Consider the following 18543-nt stretch of genomic DNA (forward strand, 5'->3'; position numbering starts at 1 on the left):
GTACATCGCAGGCGGCCGCCGAGGCCACCTTCGCCGCCACATCGCTGCGCGCGAGGTGCGATACACCGTCGCAGACCGCCGCCAGCGTCACCCGCTCACCATCGACGATCGCCTCGGCCAATGCGAACTCGTCCTCGTTCAGCGAATGACCCGATCCGACATCGGTCCACCCTGCGGCACCGCTGATCTCCTGGTACCGGCGGGGACCCGGTCGCGGCAGCTGCATCCACGGCAGCACCGGCCCGCCGGCCGCTCCCTCCGTGATCGGCGACGGCGCGACGGACGGCGTCTCGCCGGACTCGACCGGAGCCTGCTGTTCGACGGATCCCGGGGGCCCGTCCCGATCGGTCACCTCCGCGGCCGTGAGCCAGTCGTATTCCGGTTCGCCGGTGCGGGCCGAATCCGATGATTCCTGTGGTGCGTCCTGCTGTGGTTGCGGAAGTTCCCGGTCCGGTGCGGGCTGCGCCCACGGCAGGAGGCGGGGATCGGTACGGGGAACCGGGACCGCGTCCAATGCCGCGAGCAGTTCGTGGATCCGGTCGTCCGCGGTCCGCAGCTCCGCGACGGCCGCTCTCGCGCGCTGCTCGCGGACCGCCACCGCGGTCGCGTTGCGGTCCACGGTGCTCTTGTTCAGCCACTCCGCCAGCCAGACCCGGACGGCGGCGGAGTAGGAGAGCAAGGCTGTGAGGCGCTCCTGGGTGACCGTGGTCCGGGGGTCGTCCACCACGGCGAGCAGTTCGGCCAGTCCGTCCCGGGCCCGGCGTAGTACGGGATAGTACGGGGCAGCGGCACCGGCGCGCGCGCCCCGCGGATCCGGGTCGTCCGCATGGACCGCGGCGCCACTCAACTCCGAGGTCACCCCGCCCAGCGTCTGCACCAGCAGATTCCGATCGATACCGGACAACAAATCGGTCTCCGCGGCCGCCACCGGTGTACCGGCCGTCGCCGCGTCCACCACGGCACCGGCGGCGACGAGTCCGCGGTCCGCGGCGGCGAAATCCTCCTCCACCACGGCGGCCTGCCGTGTCCGCTGGGCCAGGGTGAGACCGGCTGTCACCCGCTCGGCTTCGTCGAGGGCGCGGTCCGCGGCCGCGACCGCTGGCAACCACTGCGCCACCGCCCGGGCGAGTGTCCACAGGAGCTGGACCCGAGCCGGGGGCAGTGCGACCGAATCGTCCAGCAGTTCGTCGAGAAGACCGGTCAGCCGGTCGAGATGTGCTACCTCCGCGCGCAGGTCAGAGGTGCGCGCAGCGGCAGCGAGGGTGTTCGATGCCGCCGCCAGACCTGCGCGTACAGATCGCACCTCCGTTGTATCAAGAGGCGCCTCTGGTTCCCCACGGCTCGGAGCATCTCCTTGCGCCTCCGGCGGCTGCGACCCTGGCCCTGGCTCGTCCCAGGGGATACCGGTATTCGGGTCCACGTTGAATGCCAGCACGCCCATCGGAGCGTCCCCCGGCATATGAGTGGCTCGCGTCCCACGGCGGTTCCGATTGCCGAACGCGTCGACCGCACCCGCACCGTCGAAGCCTGTCACCGGCCCCGGGATCCCGCCGGTGGCCCCGGCTCCCGGATGCTTCGATCCGGCACTGGTGCGAGGTGTTCCGGTTGTGGGCTGCGCGCCGAACGGGATGTCGTCCAGGTCGAGGGCACCACGGCGCAGTGCCTCGAGGACAGCGGCGGTACGGTCGCCCACCCCCAACTTCCGGAAAAGCAGTGCCAGTGTGGATTTGACGGTTTCGGCGGATACCCCGAGAGACTTTGCTATCGCACCGTTCGCCCACCCCAGGGCCACCAGCGGCAGTATCTCGGTTTCGCGAGGGGAGAGCCGGAGGGGCTGATCCGACAACGGAACGTCGTCGAGATCGAGAAGGGACATCCGCAACGCCCGGACCACCGCCTCGGTCCGGCTGCGCGCACCCAGCGCGCGGACGATCTCCCCGACGCTGTCGGCCGGCTCACCGGCCGCGACCCGTGCCAGGGCCGCGAGCTCGGTCCGGGACAGTTCACGGGTGGCGACGGCCCCGGTCATCGGAATTTCGTCCAGCTGGAGATATCGGACGTGCAGCGCCCGGACCAGCGCCTCGGTCTGATTGCGCGCGCCGAAAGCACGAACGATGTTCTGGACTGCCGCCGACACCGTGGATACCGACAGTCCGGTAGCTGTTGCGATGTCCTCGTAGGTGTCGTGTACAGCCAGCAGGACCAGGACGCGGTCCTCCTGGTCGCTCAGCGGTCGCGCGCGGGACGGATCCGATTCCGGCAGATCTTCCAGCCGGAAGATACGACCGTGCAATGCCCGGACGACCGCACTGGTCCGGTCGACGGCATCCAACTTCTGCAGAATGCTCGACACGTGCCGTTTCACGGCATCCTCGGTCGTGTCGAGGCTCGTCGCTATCTCGCCGTTCGACCTGCTCTCGGCGAGCAACTCCAGGACATCCAGTTCCGGGGCGGAGAGGTCATCATCGGCAGCCACGGCGATCGGAACCGGAAACAAGAGACCGGCCGTTTCCTCGGCGAACTTGTTCACCGCGCTGAGTTTCAGTGCGTCCGGGCGCCCGCCGGCCCGGACCGACGCGACAGCGCGGTTCACACGCTGTCGCTGAACCGAATCCAACTCGACCGCGGCGCGGAAGATGGTGGGTTTGTCCGCGCTTGCCAGGGCGAGCGCGGTATCGACCAGTTCGGCGTCGTCGTGGTGCTCGAGGATTCGGTCCACCAATTCACCATCGGTGGCCCGGTCGAGTGCTTCCACCGAATCCGGAGCGACCATACGGTTGCCGACGAGATAGCTGAGCACCAACCCCCGTCGTAGGCCGAGGAACTGGTGGTCGGAGACCTCCGATATCGCGGCAGTGGCGTCGGTGTCGGTATTCGGCCGGGAGCCACGCACGGACACGGCGACCAGATCATCGCGCTGCGCCATATCGAGTTTCTGGCGAATTCCGCGGACGTAGGTCTTGATCGTCTCCTCGGCGACGTGGAACAGCCCCGCGATTTCCGCATTCGTCCGGCCCTGGGCGATCAGGCGGAGCACTGTCAGCTGGCGTACGGAGAGCGGACTGGTGGCCCGCTGCACCATTTCGGCGAGAAAAGCTCCGATATTGCCGACCAGGCTGTCACGCTCGGTGACACCCAGCTTGTCATAGATACGTTTCACATAGGATGTGACGGTCGATCCCGGAATGCCCAGGCTCTGTGCGATAACGGGATTCGCTATCCCCCGGACGATGAGCCGGAGGACGGCGAGTTCGACCGTCGACAATCTACGAGTATCCGCCTGCCCGGCCACCACAGCACTGTCGGCTCCCACCAGCTGCTCGCGATCGGTGACTCCGAGCCTGTCGTAGATTCGCTTGACCTGAGCCTTGACCGCGCCTTCGGAGATCATCAGCCGATCGGCGATCTCCGCGTTCGTCATGCCCTGGACGATCCCGCCCAGGACGGCTCGCTGGTTTTCGGAGAGCGGACGTTCGCGTTGACGCACCGGGCTGCCGGTGAGGGCGTCGACTCGAGGCGGCGGAAGCGCAGTTGCCGCGTCGTCGAGCATGCCTCTGCGCTGGGCGGCCAACGCCAAACTCATATCGTCGTCGGCGTCGAATTTCTCGTACAGCTCCGCCATGAGTCGTTGCCGGTGCCGCTCACCCCGCCCGAGAGCAGCCGCGAGGGCCCGATTCGACCTACCCTCCGCCACGAGTCGGAGGGCGCGAGCCTCGAGCTCGGAGACCTCGACCCGGTCGACCCCGCGATTCTCGTCGTCGGCCAGTACCCCGGCACGTACGGCCGCCAGGACGGTCGGTATCACTCCGGAGGTGTGCAGTTTGCGCTGGGCGCGAGCCAGATGGACATTGATCGCACTGCGTGTGAGATCGAGCGTCGGCGCGACTGTTCCGGCCGAGTGCCCCAACCTGAACAGTTCCAGGACATCTACCTCACGGGGGGTCAATCCGGGATCGATTCGATTCGCGACATGGGTTCGGAAAGTGCGTAGGGTATGCGAGGGCACCGAGGTTCCGCCCTCGACGGCCCGGCCGGTCAATTCGTCCGCCAGCAGACCGAGCATCTCGATCTGCGCCGGGGAAAGGTCGAGATCTACCAGGGCACGGCCTTCCCCGGACAGAGAAGCTGTTTGTGCCGCCGTCGCGTCCGCAAGCTTCGCATTCAGCCGTAGAAGCAGCCGGTTCACTCGCGCCGGCGGCAGCCCCAGCACCGCCCCGAGAACGCGAGCCGGATCACCACCGGCAACGGCGACATCGGCGACCAGGTGGACGACCTGCGTCTCACCCGCGGACAACTCGACGTAGCCGGGCTCGGGGCTGCCCGAAACAGAGGCTGCCCCGGGCTCCCCCTCGATCTTGCTGAAGACCGGTTCCTGCTCGCGTTCCGGTTCAGCGAGCGGAATCAGTTTCCCGTCGACAGTTCGATAGCGCACCACCGCGGCGGTGGCGATATCGCGGTAGCGGGGCTCCCACCGATCGGCACCGATCTCGTCACCGTCGTAGTTGCGTACGCGGGGAACATCGGATTCGTCGATCAGGGTGTCGAAGACGAGTAGCCGACCTTCGACGTCGGTGATCAGATAGCCGTGTGCCTTCGTCCCGTCGTCGACGATGATGACCGCAGTGTCCGCACCATCCTTGTGAGCGCGGATGTCCTCGGCGACACCGGCAAACGGATCGGGGTTTCCAGGGATCGGGCGCGGTGCGGTTTCCCGGAGGTGAGTGCGCAGGCCGGCCTCGAGAATTCTCCAGTTGTCGTCGCTGTCCCAGGCCTGATCGGTATCGTCGGGCTCGGAGTCGGTGCGGGTTGTGATGTTCAGTGCACGGAAAACTCGGAGGAGTTGGATCGCACAGTTCTTTACCACTTCTTCACGGACGGCGGCGCCCGAGCCGATGGCCCCACGGCCGGCCTGTCCTGTCGTCGGCCCGGGCGTTGCCACAGGCCGGAAGGCGGCGCGGATTTTCGGGAGCGCCTGGTCCAGAATGTTCTGGACCTCGCCCTTCGAGATGGCGCAGCGCCGGGCGACACCGGTCATCGACACATTTTCGAAGAGATGTAGCCGCACGACATGTATCGCAAGTTCGACATCCGGCAGGTCCGCGAGTGCTCGGCGAAGCACGCCGAGTTGCTCCTTCGCGATCGGCTCGATCGCGGACAATCGCTGTTCGATAATTGCCCGCGCCTGCGCGACCTCGGGCAATTCCAGATCGAGCGCATTCGCTATCGCGACATCGGAAATCTTGCTCAATTCCCCATTACGCCGTATGTATGTGTCGACTCGAATGGTCAGTTTTCTGCGGCTCTCGTCCAGGTCAGGAAAAGCGCGCTCGAAATACTCTCTGAGACATGCATAGTACGCTGCCGATCGAGCAAGTGCGGTGAAATCGTCCACCGGAGCGAAGTTGGTGATAGCGGTGAGAACCTCCATCGAGCCCCGCTGTACGAGAACTTGCCGGTGTGCATCGGATTTCGCCCATCCCGCGGCCACAACACCCGGAATCCAAGAATACACCTGGAATATCTCGTCGCGTAGCGCCCTTTCCTCCGGAGAACCAGGATGGGTATCGAACAATTTCCAGAACAAGCTCCGCAGCGCCGGCTCGGCCGCCTTTGCCTTCGGACGCGCGTAGAACAGCTCCACGGCCCTCCGCACAACCGAATCGGGAAGACCCAGACCATCACGCAGCTGCCTCATTACAGCCACCGATGGGCGGGTGATCCCTCGCTCGATCCGCGAGACCGTCTGGGGCGATGTTTCGGCGATCTCCGCGAAACGCCTCTGGGTCATACCACGAAAACCGCGCAGGTCTCTCAACCAGAGATGGATCCCCTCGGAAGCATAGTCGTCAGGGTCCGGCAATGTTTGTGGTGCGGGTCGATCAGGCGGGAACAATTCGCGCAACCTGGCTATACCCTGGTCCCCATCCAACTCCTGCCGGCTCTTTCCGACAGCATCCAGGGTCATGGCGACCATTTGAGTTCGCGTACCGGCTCCGATCGAGTCGCGAATATCCCTGAAGTATTCGCAGACCGCGGCGCCCGTCTTGCCGATGAGTTCGCCTATCTCACGATCGCTCATCCCCCGTGCCGCGAGTTCGAGTAGGGCATTGTCTATCGCGGTCAGCGATCCGGCCGCTACCTTGTTTTCGGGATGATCTATGATGCCGTTTCGGATAGCGAATGCCACCATGGCGGTCCGGTTGGTGCTCGTCCCGAACTTTTTTGCAATGGCACGCAATTGCCTTTCCACCGTCCGCGGCGGCTGATCGTGGGCGCGCTCGATTCGTCTGTCGGTCCATCCCTCGGACAACAGCCGCAGAAGATCGAGACGGTCCGATGAGTCGATGACTCCTTCATGGACAGCGGCATCCACAAGCCGGTCTCGATATTCGACGCCGAGTTTGTCCGCGATCCGAAGCCAGCGTGCCGAAACATCCGCAGCGGACATCCCCCGTCGCTGTGCGATCTCACTGTTTTTCTCTCCGGCTACAGCCAGACGGAACAGCTCTTTATCACCTTCCGTAAGGGCCCGGTAACTTGCTTTCTCACCGGCCGTCATAGTGCGGTACCGCTCGGCAGGCTGTGGTCGGACGGCCGGGTCGGCGACCGGAGAATCGGTGAACCAGTGATGTGCGGCGTTCAGCACCGCTGCGCGGACGTCGAGGTCGAACTGCTGTGCGGCGGCCAGAAAATATTCTGATACCTGGCCGGTGGATATTCCCCAGCGTTCGGCGATCCGGTGGTTCGGCACGCGTCGCGCAGCCAGCCGGATCATTTCGATCTGCAGGCTGCTCAACTCCACCGCCCCGGCCCGGACCATGGTCTCACCGGCCCGTGCGGAGGCGATCTCGAACACGAGAGCTCGAACGGCTCCCCACAGCGCGCGGCTACTGGCTGCGACATCGCCCGGGAGTGCCGGTTCACCGGCACCGTCACGATGGCCGTCGGAGAAGAATGGGTTGAGTGCTGCACGCTGTGTGTCGCTCAGTCTGTTCGCTCGAAGGGCGTGCCGCAGTTCTGAAGTCGTCGCCTCGACCAGTGTCGGCCGGAGTTCCTCAGCGCCTCCGGCTTCACTGTAGGTTTGCTCGAGCCGCCGCCGGAACCGGGCAAACCTCGCGTGCTCGGGCATCAGATTGCGAGCGACGAAAACAATCCACTTCTCGACATTCCGATCCGGGATCTGGCCCAGCCGGTCGACACCGGCCGCTATCGCTTCTTCAGTGATCTCTCGTGCCACCCGCGGTTCGGGAAAAGCAGTTGACACCCACCGGAAGATCTTTTCGCCGAACTGGCGCCGGAGCACAGCGATCGCTTCCTCCCGGCGGCCCTGTGCGATGTATCGCTCGAGCAACTGCAGGAGCGCTGTGGCGGGCACCCGAGCACCGGGCGAGCCCGGAGCACGGGACACCGGCGCCCGGCCATCGTCTGCCGGAGTATTCGGTCCGGTATCTGTACCTGATCCACCACGCCCGATCACCGTGTGCGAACCGATAGGATCGTCGGGGTTCAGCGCCGTCACCAGAGCGGGGTCGAAAACGTCGGCCGTCGCGGCAACGCCCGGCTCCTCATGGGACCGATCCCCTCGCGCGCGCGAACGCCGCCGCGCGGCGCCCGGCAACGAAGTGTTCCCGCCGGAAGTTCTACCGCTTCGTGCCGGACCCGAGGACTCCGCGGCGCGAAACTCCTGCTTCGCCACGGTCACGAGTCGCTGGATCGCGGCGATCTGATCCTCGGTCACGTCGTCACCGCAGTGCAATCGTGTGATCGCGGCTCCGATCGTTCGACGATCGGAAGTTTCCACCTGCCCGAGGCATTCGAACAATGTGTTCTGGGCTACCTCGAACAACCAGTCCGCGATATCTCGCCCCGCCGGCACCGGCCACCGATTGTCGGCGGCGAATGCCATGACACGGAAATGGATCGCATGCGCCAACCGGGTCAATTGGACCGGCGGGGTCCCCCGGCCCGGCTCCCACCCCAGCATGGCCACCGTTCGCTGGATGTTCTCATGCCCGTACCGCGTGTTCAGTGCCAGCCGCGCTGCCTCATCGCCTGCTCGGGCGCGGGTCAGGGTCGAATCGTCGCCGGTGGTCCGCCCGAGCGCGGCCGGGTCGACCGGGGCCGCCCTGCCGCTGGCGCCGTCCGCGGTGACCACCGCGCGGAGGCCGTAGTCCACACCGTCCGCTGTGCTCTCACCGGCGGTCCGGTCCCACCTCGACCACCGGGTTCCATCGACCTGCAGAATCCCCGCCCGAATTCCCACCGCGACCATGGCGGCGGGTATGTAGGTTCCTAGAACGCGGCCGATTTCACGGAGGTGGGTGTGCACATCTGCTGTCTCCAGCGACAGGATCGCGGCGATGGCGGCGGGCGGGCGGCCTTTCGCGGTGAGTGCCAGCACCGCGGTCTCGCGTTCGGACAATCGGATTGTCGCAGGATTTTCCGGCATCGGAAACGCGGCGGGATCGAGTTCCCCGCGGCGAGTCGCTTCGGCGACAGCGGCGGCCCGGTTGGCGACGCCCAGTGTCCGTGCTGTCCGCCGGTCGATCTCGGCCACTGTTCGCCGCGGCATATTCGAGCGCTGGGCGATCGCCGCGCGGGACAAACCCTGAGCCGCGGAATCGAGGACCGCGAGCTCGGTGTTTCCGATGGCTGGTTCGACCCCCGGGACACCGTGCGCCGCGGCGATCGAGCGCGCCAGCCGACGCAGCCCACCCGCGGCCAGAGTGCCGACAGTGGTGGCAGTCCAGTGCTGCGTCGGGGCGCTCCGGGCGTTGAGACCGTATGCGGTTTGCTCCTCGTTCAGTCCCGTACGGAATCGGAGCTCGAGGACCCGGCGCTGACTCGGATACAGCTGGTCGACGAACTGCCCGAACAGCTCGACTGGAGACGCGGCGAGCGCGGCGACAATCGGATCGGCGTCCGTCAGGCCTTCGAGGGACTTGTAGGCGGCCACCACTCCCCGTTGCAGGACCCGCAGATCCCAGTGGGCACCCGGGTCCCGCGATGTCGGCGCGGCCGGGGCCGCGGCGGCCGCAACGGTTACCGGGGGCGCCGGTATGTCATCGGGTCGATCTGTTTCCGGCCTGCCGGTAGCAGCCGGTAGATTCGCGACGGGAGCCGAATCGGCGGGTGCTGTGTCGGCGGGGCTCGCCGCTACAGCAGCAGGTGCGGTCGCGTCCGCCGTCGTTCGCGAGGACGCATCAGCGGCCGGGGCCCCGGTTTCCGGCGTGCTGTCGGCGCGGTACTGCGCGTGCACGGTGCGGGTCAGCTGTTCCAGTGCGTCGAGTTGCTCCGGGCTCGGCTGCTGTCCGCGGGACGGCGCCTGGAGCAGGCTCGCCACCAGGCCGCGTTGGGTGGCATCCAACCGGCCCAGTCCGTCGAGCAGTGCGTCACCGGTTTTCTCGTGCAGCCACTCGCCCAGTTCCTGACCACCGGGCACCGACCACCCGTTCAGTGCCGCGGCCCGGAACCCGGCGAAGGCCATCGCGTGCGCCAGTTGCCGCATCACTCCCGAGGGGGCGGTGGTCGAGTCCGACCCGAGCGTGGTGATGGCGCGGTCGAGGGTGGCGGACCAGTGGTTCTCGACCAGCGATCTGGCGGCCGCGCGGTCACCGTCCCGTGCCGCCGACAGTTCGGTGGACTCGTGAACTGATCGCTGTGGGCCCGTCACAGCCGGCGTGGCCGAATCAGCGGCGATACCGCCCTCGGTGGTCGTATCCACCGCGGCGGGCGTACTCGTCGGAGTGGACGTGTCCATGGAAGCAGCCGTACCCGCGGTGGTGGTCGTGTCCGTGGGAGTGGTTGTGTCCGTAGGGGTTACAGGCACGATCACCGGTGGGGTCTGCATGACCCGGGCGGCGGATTGCGGCGCGACCGTGTCGATCGCGCCTGGAGTGGAGGCCGGGGTGATGCTCGGATCGGTGGGGAGTGCGCCGACCGGTTTACCGGTGGCCGGTTGGTCGCCGGTGGTGGTGGCCGGTGGTGGTTGTGGCGATTGTCCGGGTGCGCGGGACACCGGGCCGGGGGTGTCGGTGGTGGCCGGTGGCGCGTGGGGCAGGTGCGCGGTCGCGGGGTCGTGGGTGTCGGCCGCGCGGACACCGACGGGCTGTAGTTTCTCGGCCAACGCCCGGATATCGGCGTTGGCCGCCGCCAGATTACGGTCGGTGACCTCGACCTTGTTCAGAGTCTGCGCGAGCCTCTCCTGGGTTTCGCGGCTGGGCGCACTCGCGTGCTCGGCCAGCGCGGCACGATGCTCGGCCAGCGCATCCTGATGCTGGGCGTAACGGATGATCGAGATCTGCGCCTCGGGCGCATCGGCGTAGAGCGCGTCATCGACAGCGGTGAAATACTGCGCACTACCCTTACCGCCACTACGCGCAGTACGGTTCTCGACCTGGATATCCACCGCCCGCGACTCGGCCGAACGCCCCGAGATCAACACATGCAAACCCCCCTCGGCATCCACATCCGCACCCACCGGAATATCCACCCCCCGGCCCCCCTGCCGGTTGATCACCAGCACCTTCCCCCGCTGACCGGCCTCGGCGAAGATCTGCTGCAACTTCGCTTCCGCGTCCACCCCATGCCGCAGAAAAAACTTCGCATCGACCGCGATATGCTCCACCCCCGCCCGATCCAGCAACGCCGACAATCGGGAGACTTCACTATTCCGATTACACACCGCCAACTGCGGAATACCCGACGGTTGCCGTTCGGCGATACTGGACGCCATCGCCGACAATTTCGCGTCCTGATGACTGATCACGCCTTCTCGGCCGACAGCGACGTGATCATCGGCGATCTTCAACTGCAATTCCTTGAACCGCGGGATATCGACCACCTGCGCACCGTATCTACTCGACAACTCACCCGCCACGGTGTCGGCCGTACCGGAAAAGCCGAACATCTCATCACTCTTGTCCGCCGAGAACATCTCCCCCGCGGTGATCGACGCCGAACTGGCCGGATCGTCCCTGATCTGGATACCGTGCTTGGCCTCCACCGCTTGGGCCAGCCCACCGTTCCAACGGCTCTCGGTCGAGGTCTCGGCATCGAACATCACCTTGTGCGAGGTCTGATCGATGATATAGATCTTGTGCGATTCCGGGTTCACCACCCGCGCACCATCGGCACCGACCACATACTCCGGTCCCAGCTCCGGATGATGCCACACGACATAGTGATCGTTCTCGACATACTCGAACTCCGCCGCGGCGGCCATCGTCAACCGATTTGTTTCTTCCTCGGTGAGAGGCCGGCCGAGTATCTCCTCGACCTTCGCCCGGCCGGCGTCGCTCAACTCGGTACCACCACCCACCCGGCCCGGCTCACGCCCGAAATCGAACTCGGTCAACAACCCCGCTTTCCGGGCATCGGTGAGAAAAGCATGCGCATCCCCGACCGCCGCCTCCACCTCCACCGCGGCCGGATTCCTCGAACCCTCCGACAACACGAACGTCGTATCGGCGAATACCAACGCCTCATCGATCTCATCGATACCGTTCCGGCGCGCCGGCGCCACATTCCCTCGAAGCTCACCGAACCCCGCATCATTCATCGTCCCGATATAGATCGTCGGCCGGCCCTCCACCGGATCGGCATACGGGTGGTCGGGATTCATCCGCACAATATCGAATCCGTACTCACCCAGAATGGCGTTGTACTCCGCGAACGCCTCATTCGCCAGCACATCCCGGGTCGTGATCACCTTCACCGGGCCCTCCTGGGCCGACTTCAACGCCGCCGCCGCCAGGAACACCAGAGTCTTGCCCTCCCCCGCCTGCATATTCCCCACACCCCCATCCCGAGCGACCAACACCGCCATCACCTGGGTCCACCGCAACACCCGATGCTTCGGATCACCCCGACGAATGATCTCCACCATCGCCGCCGCCGACTCGTGTCCATCCCCACTCTGCCGGATCATCCAATCGAAACCCTCCGGCGACACCAAACTCCAATCCGTCGCCGCATGCCGAGCAAGAACCTCATGCGCCTCCCGCAAATACCTCGCCGCGAGATCACTCCCGTCCGAACTCTCCCCGGCCGCCGGCCCGTCCTGCCCATCACCAGCTCCCGCATCCCGGTCTCCCGCCCGCACACCGGAATCATCGACGGACTCGGCGTCGAACCTCGAGGAACCGCCGTCCTCGGCGGCCCGTCCGGGTTCCTCGGCAGATACAGACGATTTCGCCGGCGTCTCTCCGGACGGCTTCACCGCGGCATCTCCCGCGATATCGCCTCCCTGCGGTTCCGGTTTCACCACCGGCGGTTTGGACGCCGCGCCGGACACCTCGGCCGAAACCGCTCTATCCGGGTATGCCAGCGGTTTACCGATCGCATCGGCCCTGTTCACCGGCGGCCTCGTCTCCCCGGATGCCTTGGCCGGCGTTGCTTCGGGAGCGGCGCGCACGGGCGCCGGCGAATCGGTCGCACCGGACGCCTTCACCGCTCCCGCGGCAGGCTCCCGGACCACCACACCGTCCACCCCGGGCTGCCGCGGCGTTGCTGTAGCCTCCGGCGACGCCGCAGACCTACCGGCAGCGGCCACCGCTTCGTCCCCAGCAGCGGCAGGATGCACGGGACCGGCCTCGGGTTGCCTTGAAGTGACCAGATTCTCCGGCAACACCTCCGACCTACCGGCCACTACCCCCGCGTCGTCCCCACCCGCCGACGCGGGCCGCCCGGCAGCCTCGGGCAGCAGCGACCCGGCGCGAACATCACGCCCACCCGAGGCGTTCACTTCACCGGCCACCACACCGGCCGGCTTCTCCGGCTTTGCGACCGATCCCTCGGCGATATTTCCACGCCCACCGGGCAACTCGTTGAAAGTCCCTCCCTCGGGAACCATGAGCTTGTCCGGTTTCGCAGCCATCGGCACCCCCACCGACTCGTCCCCACCGAGGTGCTGGAGCAACCGGGCATGCAATTCCCCCGCCGGCCGCACACCCCCACCCGACTCACCACCCGCCCGAGTAGCCTCACCATCCACACCCGGCGACACCGACCGCCCCGAACCGATATCAGCACCTACATCACGGCCGTCGGCCGCCGGGCCGGAGCCCGTACGCGGCGCCAGCGAATCCACCTTCACCGGACCCACGTTCTCCGGCAGCGAGATACCCTTGGGCTGCCAATCCACCGAATTGACCTGCCGGACATCGGTATCGACGTCCCGCAACAACCCCGACAGCAGTTCGTTCAGCTTCTGCTGATGAGACTTCGGCACCGCGTCCGGATCCACACCCCGCAACGGACCATGCGCGACCAGCGCCTCGGTCAACGGCCGACCCATACTCCCCGTCGGCGCACCCCCCTCCACACCCCGCGACACCCCACCGATATCCGACGCATCCACACCCGGCGACACCGACGGCCCCGCCGCCCGCAAACTGGCCAGACTGTGCCCCGCCGCCCCCAGAAATCCTCCCGCCATCGCGGGTACGAGAGACTCCGTGAAAGCCTCCAGCGTGAATTTCTCCCCCGACATCGTCACCGCCACCCCCGTACCCACGATGCCACCCACCAACCCACCCGGAAGACCGGTAAACAGTGCCCCACCCAGCTGGACACCCACCCGCTTCCCCATCGTGTCGGCAAGCTCGGCGTGCGCAAGAGTCGCCGGGACAACCCACCGATCCCCCACCCACTTACCCGCCACCACACCCGCGGCACTACCGAAACCACCCGCCACCGCCGCGATCTTCACGTCCTTCCAAGCAACCGCGCCCCGCTGCTCGTAACCGACCTGCTTGAGCTGTACGGCCAGATTGATCCCACCGCCCTGCACAGCACCGAAAACCCCCGCCTTCACCGACAGCGCCACAACCCCCCGCTCCGCGGCAGCGCGCGCGCTCATCCCCGCGAAATACTCCAACAACTTCCGCGACGCGATCCCCAACGCCGTCCGCGTCCGCATCGTGGCCACATACGCCTCGAGCGCACCCCCATACGCGAACATGATCGCCGCATGCAGCAACGTCCACGCCAAGATCGCCGCGAAGCCGATCACCGTCCACTTCTGGACCTCGAACGCATTCGCCCCCTCGTACAATTGCTCGGCCTGCGCGTCCAACCGATCGGCCTGACGATTGCACTCCGCCGCCGTATCCCGGCACGCCCCCCCGAACTGATCACCACCGGCCCCACCGAACCCCACCCGGCGACCATCAGCCCTACTCGAAAGAAACTCCGCCCCCCGGCGCAACCGCTCCGCCTTCGCCGACAACTCGTCGGCCTCCCGACGCATCGCATCTTCCCGCGCCTCCGGAAAATGCCCAGCGACAACCTCTAAAACCGCCGGCGGCAACCACCACGGCAACAGCAGAGACAAAACTCACCCCTGCCCATCCACCGCATCTACCTTTACTTCATACGCCCGAGCTGTTCGTCCCGATGTTCATTTGATATTAATAAGTCCCCACCGCTGAGAAGGCGGCGAATCCCCAGCGTCACTGCGGCGGATTCCGCTCGCCGCGAAGAAAGGTACGGATATCGCGTAGGTCGGGTACCTCGGGCACGAGGTCCGAGAGACCATCCATTTTCTCGAGGTCCTCGGTAGCCGGAGAGATGAACGCCTGCTGATGCTCGCGAGCATGTTCGGCCGCCTGCGTGACGGTCTCGACGATTACGCGGGCCAGCTCTTCGGGGGATTTGCGTAACGCCGATGGGGTGAGACCCAGCTCGGTGAGTACCCCGCTCGCATCAACGGTCGCCGCCACCGACCGGTCCACCGATTCGGCTCGGATTCGGGTCTCTTCCAGTTGCCGATACGTTTCAGCCAACCGGGCCTGCTGCTGCTGGAAGGTGTCGAGGAGGTCTTCGATCTGGTTCCGCAGCCCATTGTTGGCGTTCAACAAACCTTCTCGTTTCCACTGGTCCAAGGCCGCATCCTTTCCGGATCATCTGTTCATCGGTTGCCCGGCAGCGCTGCCCGCGCCATCGCCACCAGCAACCGATGCAAGGTCTTGGCCGCCGGGGGAGCTTCGCTGCCGGCCAGCTGGACTGCGGCGAAACCCGCGGCAAGGGCTCGGCCGGGCGAGAAAGTGCGGTCGTCGAAGCAGTAGTCACCGAGCTCGGCCCGCCAGGATTTGTACCCGCTGACGATCCGCCCGAGAGTGTCGGCCTGGGCACCACTGATTCGTAGGTATTCGGTGATCAGCGCCCGCTGTGCTTCTGCCCGGGCGCGCAGCCCGCCGGTCAGGTCCAGCACCTGGCCGAGGTCCCGCAACATGGTCACATACATCGGACGTTGCTGCAGCAGGCTGTCCACGGGATTGTGGCGGGCCCGGTCGCGGCCGATGAGCACACCGGGGTCCGCGGTCGCGGTCACATGCAGAACGATCCATGGTTCCGGAGGCTGCGGCGAGTTCACCGCGGAATCCACAGCATCCGCACTTCGATTCTCCGCCCGGGAGAGCGGCCCGGCATCAGCGACCTCGAGCCCGCACAGGATGGCGGGATGCTCGGTGAGAACTGCGTCGACAGCTTCGGCGATCTCCCTGGCTGTCTGCTCGGCGATACCCGATGTTTCGAATCCGATGATCTCGAGGTCGCGCCGTGCGGCCAGGTCACGCAGGATTTCCATGGCCGCCTCATCGGCCTCGCGCCGAGCGTTCGCGGCCATCGCCTCTTTGCGCGAAGGCGGCGTTCGGCGGGAATTTGCGTCCGGCTTCGCCGACGCCGGCGGCCGATCGGCAGTTCGCGGCGGAACTGCCCGCGGCGGGAGCTGATGTTCCGGAGCAGTGGCACCGACCGGCGCGCCGGATCGTGGGGAGCCCGGGGAATTGCGACCCCAGGGCGTATCGGCCGATCCGGCGGACGTGGTGCGAGCCGCCGTCGGCTTCGGACCCTCCGACGCTTTCGGGGCGCTCGTTTCGCTGTTTCTCGGAGGTTGCGCACCTGGTGACGCAGCCGCCGCACCCGCCGGGGCCGGAGCTCCCGGAGCATGCAGCGGAGGTTGCGGTCCTTGTTCCGGGCCGCCCGGATCGGTCCCGGGCTCGGGCGACCCCGGGTCGCCGGAACCCGGCTGCTGCGGGGATTGCGGGGCTTCGCCCGGCTGTGCGCGATCCGCGTCGGCGGTGGCGTCGGGCTGCGTGCCGTCGGCGGCATTCTGCCCCGCCTCGGAAGCGATCGGATCATCGACCGGCCGCTGCGCCCCGGTGGTTTGCTGCGTCGGTACTCCGGTCCGGTCCGCGGGGTTCGCCGCCGGGACGAGAGACGGAGATATCGAAGCAGCCGGATTCGTGCCTGCGTCGGGGTAGAGCGCCGGATCATAATTCCGTACCTGCGCGCTCCCGGCGTTGTCCGTATCCGTGTACGTTCCGGTAGCAGCACGGAGACCGGCGCCGAGGGCACGGACGCGGTTTACCAGATTTTCGAAACCCGCCATGCCCTGCTCCGCGGTGGGCACATAGCTTTCGGCGAAGGCTTTCCCGGGCGCGTCGGTACCCCAGGATTCTCCCTCGCGTAGCGACGTGGCCCTCAACTCCGCGAGCATCTGCGCCAGTTCGTCGGCCATCTGGTCGAACTCCGCCGCCGAGGCATGCATCGCGTCCGGATCGAGCCACAGCGGATCAGTCACTCGATCACCTTTCCTCCGCACCCATCACCAGCAGGTTCCGATCAGTGTGGGCGATATCGCGTGATGCCGCATCCCGCACCCTTCCTGGCCCTGGCAAACATATTCCACCGGCTCCAGCAGCGTATCCGTGGCTCCGGTTCGGACTGCGGTCGAACGGAGTACTTACGCGCCCGCCGGCGCACCGGACCCCGGCTCGACGTGACCTCGACCTCCCAGGCCCCGTTTCCGACCGAACATCGACCTCGCGCCGACAACGGGCGCGCGGCGACGCGGCATACTCGTCAGGTGAGCTCTCCCGCGACCAGCAAGCCCGCCATCCTCAGCGTCGACGACGACCCCGGGGTGTCCCGGGCCGTGGTCCGTGATCTGCGGCGCCGCTACGGCGCCGAGTACCGGATCCTGCGCGCCGAGTCCGGCCCGCAGGCGCTCGAGGTGCTGCGCGAGATGAAACTACGCGGCCAGCCCGTCGCTATACTCATCGCCGATTTCCGGATGCCGGGTATGGACGGTATCGAGTTCCTCGAGCAGGCCATGGACCTCGACCCCTACGCCCGCCGGGTGCTGCTCACCGCCTACGCCGACACCAATGCCGCCATCGATGCGATCAATGTCGTCGATCTCGATCACTACCTGCTCAAACCGTGGGATCCGCCGGAGGAGAAGCTGTACCCGGTGCTGGACGGCCTGCTGGATGCCTGGCGCAGCAGCGAGCACCGGCCGGTGCACGGCACCAAGGTCATCGGCAACCGCTGGTCACCCAGGTCGTCGCAGGTCAGGGAGTTTCTGGCCCGTAACCAGCTGCCCTACCGCTGGTTCCTGGCCGACGAACCCGAGGGCGCGCGCCTGCTCGAGGCGGCCGGCGCCGACCCCCGCCGCTGCCCGGTGGTGATCACCGAGGGCGGACAGGCGCTGGTCCAGCCCAGCGACGGGGAACTGGCCGCCGGCGTGGGATTGAGCACCGAACCGGTCGGCGACTTCTACGACCTCATCGTCGTGGGCGGCGGGCCGGCGGGGCTGGGCGCCGCGGTGTACGGCGCCTCCGAAGGGTTGCGCACCGTCCTGGTCGAGCGCACGGCCACCGGCGGCCAGGCGGGCCAGAGTTCGCGCATCGAGAACTACCTGGGTTTCCCGGACGGGTTGTCCGGGGCACAGCTGGCCGACCGGGCGCGTCGCCAGGCGGCCAAGTTCGGGGCCGAGGTGGTCACCACGCGTGAGGTCGTCGGACTGGAGGTGAACGGGTCGGCCCGGACCGTGCGGTTCGCCGACGGCGGCGCCCTGTCCGCTCATACGGTCATCATCGCGACCGGTGTGGACTACCGGCGCCATCCGGCGACCGGTGTGCACGAGTACACCGGACGCGGGGTCTACTACGGGTCGGCCATGACCGAGGCCGCCGAATGCGCGGGGCACGACGTCTATATCGTCGGCGGCGCGAATTCGGCCGGTCAGGCGGCGATGTTCCTGTCCCGCAACGCGCGCACGGTGCACCTGGTGGTGCGCGGGGACACGCTGGAGAAGTCCATGTCGCACTATCTGATCCAGCAGATCGCCCAGGTGCCCGATATCCGGGTGCACACCGAGACCGAGGTGGTCGCGGTGAACGGTGACGACCATCTGGACACCCTGGTCCTGCGCGACAACCGGACCGGCGCCGAGGAGGCAGTTCCCGCGGAACGACTGTTCCTGTTCATCGGGGCCGCCCCCCAGACCGACTGGCTCGACGGCGTGGTGCACCGCGACCCCGCGGGGTACGTCCTGGCGGGCCCGGACCTGCTGGTCGACGGTGAGCGGCCGAAGGGCTGGGAGCTGCCGCGCCCGCCGCATCATCTGGAAACCAGCGTGCCCGGGGTCTTCGTGGCCGGGGACGTCCACGCCGAATCCGCCAAGCGGGTGGCCTCGGCCGTCGGTGAGGGCGCCATGGCCGTCATGCTCGTGCACCGCTACCTGGCCTAGAGGAG

At 66.9% G+C, this 18543-nt stretch carries 4 protein-coding genes (1 of these 4 cut by a window edge); 1 reads left to right on the forward strand and 3 read right to left on the reverse strand.

Annotation, left to right across the window (positions count from 1 at the left end):
- The 3 genes from ACLML9_RS00070 to ACLML9_RS00080 form a co-directional block, all read right to left on the reverse strand.
- Positions 1-14161 carry the beginning of a LuxR C-terminal-related transcriptional regulator gene (locus ACLML9_RS00070; RefSeq protein ID WP_411943502.1) on the reverse strand. The gene continues 38891 nt to the left of window position 1, outside the view, so 14161 of the gene's 53052 nt are visible here — the first part of the coding sequence; it begins with the start codon at positions 14159-14161; its stop codon lies off the left edge, out of view.
- 292 nt (positions 14162-14453) lie between these two features.
- On the reverse strand, positions 14454-14858 hold the full coding sequence (locus ACLML9_RS00075; protein ID WP_169812711.1) for a YbaB/EbfC family nucleoid-associated protein: 405 nt from the start codon (positions 14856-14858) through the stop codon (positions 14454-14456).
- A gap of 53 nt (positions 14859-14911) precedes the next feature.
- A complete protein-coding gene (locus ACLML9_RS00080) occupies positions 14912-15628 on the reverse strand; it encodes a hypothetical protein (RefSeq protein ID WP_411943503.1) in 717 nt (238 codons plus the stop codon).
- A gap of 1242 nt (positions 15629-16870) precedes the next feature.
- Here ACLML9_RS00080 and ACLML9_RS00085 point away from each other — a divergent pair.
- The gene (locus tag ACLML9_RS00085; RefSeq protein ID WP_411943504.1) at positions 16871-18538 is read left to right on the forward strand and encodes an FAD-dependent oxidoreductase; all 1668 of its coding nucleotides are present in this window, start codon (positions 16871-16873) and stop codon (positions 18536-18538) included.
- The last annotated feature ends 5 nt before the right edge of the window (positions 18539-18543 follow it).

Origin of the sequence: Nocardia sp. NPDC002869 (assembly GCF_046764065.1) — a bacterium.
In the GTDB taxonomy this organism is placed as follows: Bacteria; Actinomycetota; Actinomycetes; order Mycobacteriales; family Mycobacteriaceae; genus Nocardia; species Nocardia rhamnosiphila.